Raw genomic sequence first — 4,001 nt, forward strand, 5'->3', positions numbered from 1 at the left:
CGCCCCCCCCCCCCCGCCCGCCCCCCGCCCGCCCCGCCTCCCCGGCGGCGCCGCTCGCCCCCACCCCCCCCCCCCCCCGCCGCCGCGCGGCCCCCCCCCCCCCCCCCCCCCCCCCCCGACTCGGGTGTTTTCGGCGGGACAGATGCGCCGACTCGGCCTCAAAACGCAGGAATGGAAGGGAGATCTCTCCCTTCCACTAACAACTTTATAGCGCACATAGGGGCTTGCCGCAAGGCCCCCGGATTGGGGCAGAATCTCCTCCTCGAACAGGTAAAGTGCCTGTTCAGACAGGGGATTCAACGTTGCAAGCATTCGATCTCGCGGGCCGTCACGATGCCAAGGCGGACCCGGCACTGATCGCCGATGACGAGCAGCACTTCGCCGCCATCGGACACAGTCTCGAGGCGCAGATCGCCGAGCTGAACGAGCGGCTGGACGACGTACGCCGCCGGCCGGGTGGGCACGGGCAGGAGGCGATGGACCGCGATCTGGAGGTGCACCGGATCGGTGGGCAGCTGCGGATGCTGCGCAGGTTCAGCCTGGACCTGTGCCTGGGGCGGATCGTCACGGAGTCGGGCAGCACCATCTACATCGGCCGGCTGGGGCTGACCGCCAGCGACGGGCGGCGGCTGCTGGTCGACTGGCGCTCACCGGCCGCGGAGCCGTTCTTCGCCGCCACCCACGCCGAGCCGCGCGGGCTGCTGAGCCGGCGCCGCTACCGCTGGACCAACGGGCGGGTCACCGACTACTGGGACGAGGTCTTCACCGCCGAAGGGCTCCAGGGGCACGCGGCGCTCGATGACCAGTCGGCCTTCATCGCCACCCTCGGCAGCAGCCGCTCCCCGCGGATGCGCGACGTGCTCGGCACGATCCAGTCCGACCAGGACGCCATCATCCGCGCGTCCTCGCGAGGCGCCCTGGTCGTCGACGGCGGCCCGGGGACGGGAAAGACCGTGGTGGCGCTGCACCGCACGGCGTACCTCCTCTACTCCGACCCGCGCCTGGGTGAGGGCAAGGGCGGGGTGCTGTTCGTGGGGCCGCACGAGCCCTATCTCTCCTACGTCGCCGACGTGCTGCCGAGCCTGGGCGAGGAAGGCGTACGCACCACCACGCTGCGGCGGATGGTGCCCGAGGGTGCCTCGCTGCTGCCGGAGACCGACCAGGAGGTCGCCCGGCTCAAGGCCGACGCCCGGATGGTCGCGGCGATCGAGCCGGCGGTCGCGCTCTACGAAAACCCTCCGACGAAGCCGACGCTGGTCGAGACGCCCTACGGCGACGCGGTGATCAGCACCACCGACTGGGCCGAGGCGCTCGCCGCCGCAGAGCAGGGTACGCCGCACAACGACGCCCGCGACCAGGTCTGGGACGCGCTGCTGCGGATCGTGACCGACAAGATCCAGGCGAACACCGGCGACGACCCGGACCGCGACTACGACGCCGATGTCGATCTCGACGACTGGGGCGACTCCGAGCAGGCGGAGGACGAGTTCGACGCGTACGGCCTCGTGGACGAGGACGCGGTCGACGCCCTGCGCGCCTCGCTGGAGACCAACGCCGGGCTGCTCGACGTCTTCGGAGAGGTCTGGCCGCGGCTGAGCCCGACCGACATCGTCGGGGACCTGTGGGAGGTGCCGGCTTTCCTGCGGATGTGCGCGCCCTGGCTCACTCCCGAGGAGGTGAAGACGCTCCAGCGGGAGGACCCGCGGGCGTGGACCGAGGCCGACCTGCCGCTGCTCGACGCCGCCCACCGCCGGCTCGGCGACCCCGACGCGTCGCGGCGCCGGAGCGCCAAGAAGGCGGCCGCGGCGGCCGACCGGAAGGCGAAGGCCGAGGTGGTCTCGGACCTGATCAGCCACGACGACTCCGAGATGAAGGTGATGTCGATGCTGCGCGGCCAGGACGTGCGTACCGCGCTCCTGGACGACTCGGTGCGAGAGCCCGAGGAGCTCGACCCGTACGCCGGCCCGTTCGCGCACATCGTCGTCGACGAGGCCCAGGAGCTGACCGACGCCGAGTGGCAGATGCTGATCAGCCGCTGCCCCTCACGCAGCTTCACGATCGTCGGCGACCGGGCCCAGGCGAGACACGGCTTCACCGAGTCGTGGCAGGAGCGGCTCGAGCGCGTCGGCCTGGACCGGATCGAGATGGCCGGCCTGAGCATCAACTACCGCACCCCCGAGGAGGTGATGGCCGAGGCCGAGCCGGTCATCCGGGCCGCGCTCCCCGACGCCAACGTGCCCACGTCGATCCGTGCCTCCGGGATCCCCGTGCACCACGGCACGGTCGACGAGCTCGACGTGATCCTGGACACCTGGCTCGCCGAGAACGAGGAAGGCATCGCCTGTGTCATCGCCACCGGCTCACCCGACGCCGACCAAGGCCGGGTACGCCGCCTGAGCCCCGAGCACGCCAAGGGGCTCGAGTTCGACCTGGTCGTGCTGATCGAGCCCGAGACGTACGGGACCGGGATCGAGGGTGCGGTGGACCGCTATGTCGCGATGACGCGGGCCACCCAGCGGCTGGCCATCCTCACCTGAGCGAGGGAGCGGGTCAGTGCGTCGCGGCGGGGAGGTTGTCGTCCTCGGCCTTGTGGGGCTTGGGCAGCAGGCCCTCGCCGCGGAGCACACCGGGCAGGAGCACCAGGAGCGAGATGACCACCATCAGGATCACCGGGATGAGCAGGATGAGCAGGAGCAGACCGGAGGCGGTCATGTCCTCGGCGATCGGCCAGCCGTTGGGAACCTCGGCGCTGGCGGGGCCGGCGGTAGCAACAGAGGCGACGACGGCGGCGGAGGCGGAGGCGCCGAGCAGGCCGGCGCGGCGCAGGATCTGGTTGCTCACGGGCAGATACTAACCGGCGTACCTCTGTGCCCCTATCCCCACCCAGAGATTCGCACCTGCCCTTGAACGCGTTGGATACTGGAGCGCATGTCCATTCCCCCGAACCCCCCATTGGTCTCGGTCTCCTGGTCGACGCTCGGCGAGTGGGTGATCGGCATCCCGCTGCGCATCCTCGGCCTGATCGTGCTGGCGATCGTGCTCCGCTGGGTGCTTCACCGGGTGATCGACAAGGTCGTCAACCGCGCCATGGAGGCGCCGACGCTGCCCGGGAAGATCACCAAGATCCACGAGCCGGGCGAGGAGATCCACGCGAGCTCCCGCCGCAGCCAGCGCTCCCAGGCGATCGGCTCGCTCTTCAAGAGCGTCATCACCGGCGTCCTGGTCGCGGTCTTCGCCACCATGATCCTGGACCAGCTCGGCATCAACATCGCCCCGATCATCGCCTCCGCCGGGATCGTCGGTCTGGCGCTCGGGTTCGGCGCCCAGTCGCTGGTGCGGGACTACCTGTCCGGCATCTTCATGATCATCGAGGACCAGTACGGCGTCGGTGACAGCATCGAGGTCAACAACATCAGCGGCACGGTCGAGGCCGTGACCCTGCGGATCACCCGGCTGCGCTCGCTCGACGGCACGGTCTGGTACATCCCCAACGGCGAGATCCTCACCGTCGGCAACCACAGCCAGAACTGGGCCCGCGCCGTCATCGACGTCGGCGTCGGCTACAACGAGGACCTCAACAAGGTCCAGCGCGTCCTTCGCGAGGTCTCCCACGACCTGTGGATCGACGAGGAGTTCAAGGGCCAGATCATCGAGGAGCCCGAGGTCACCGGTGTCGAGGCGCTCGCCGCCGACGCGATCACCGTGCGGGTGCTCGTCAAGACCCTGCCGCTCAAGCAGTGGGCGATCGCCCGCGAGATGCGCCAGCGGATCAAGGCCCGCCTCGACTACGAGGGCATCGAGATGCCCTTCCCGCAGCGGGTCGTCTGGCACCGCGAGGAGAAGGACGCCGCTGCCGAGGAGCAGAAGGCCAACGCCTGACCCGCCTGTCCGTGGGGGGGGGGGGGGGGGCGGGGGGGGCCCCGCGGGGGGGGGGGGGGGGGGGGGCGGGGGGGCGGGCGCGGGGGGGGGGGGGGGGGGGGGGGCGGGGCGGGGGGGGGCGC

3 protein-coding genes are annotated in these 4,001 nt (G+C 71.1%); 2 read left to right on the forward strand and 1 reads right to left on the reverse strand.

Annotated features, from left to right (window positions below; translation table 11 throughout):
* Positions 1–302: 302 nt before the first annotated feature.
* Complete coding sequence (helR, locus tag ACIA03_RS23630; protein WP_396987078.1) at positions 303–2,537, forward strand: RNA polymerase recycling motor ATPase HelR; 2,235 nt, start codon at positions 303–305, stop codon at positions 2,535–2,537.
* Positions 2,538–2,550: 13 nt separating this feature from the next.
* Here helR and ACIA03_RS23635 read toward each other — a convergent pair whose 3' ends face one another.
* Complete coding sequence (locus ACIA03_RS23635) at positions 2,551–2,841, reverse strand: hypothetical protein (protein WP_396987080.1); 291 nt, start codon at positions 2,839–2,841, stop codon at positions 2,551–2,553.
* Positions 2,842–2,928: 87 nt separating this feature from the next.
* On the opposite strand from ACIA03_RS23635, the gene ACIA03_RS23640 reads away from it, so the two are divergent.
* Positions 2,929–3,879, forward strand: coding sequence for a mechanosensitive ion channel family protein (locus tag ACIA03_RS23640; protein WP_396987082.1), 951 nt, complete (start codon positions 2,929–2,931; stop codon positions 3,877–3,879).
* The last annotated feature ends 122 nt before the right edge of the window (positions 3,880–4,001 follow it).

This window comes from Nocardioides sp. NPDC051685 (genome assembly GCF_044453405.1).
GTDB lineage: Bacteria > Actinomycetota > Actinomycetes > Propionibacteriales > Nocardioidaceae > Nocardioides.

Coding starts and splice junctions, on each gene's coding strand:
- ACIA03_RS23640 (WP_396987082.1), top strand. CDS start 2,929: ATGTCCATTCCCCCGAACCCCCCATTGGTCTCGGTCTCCTGGTCGACG.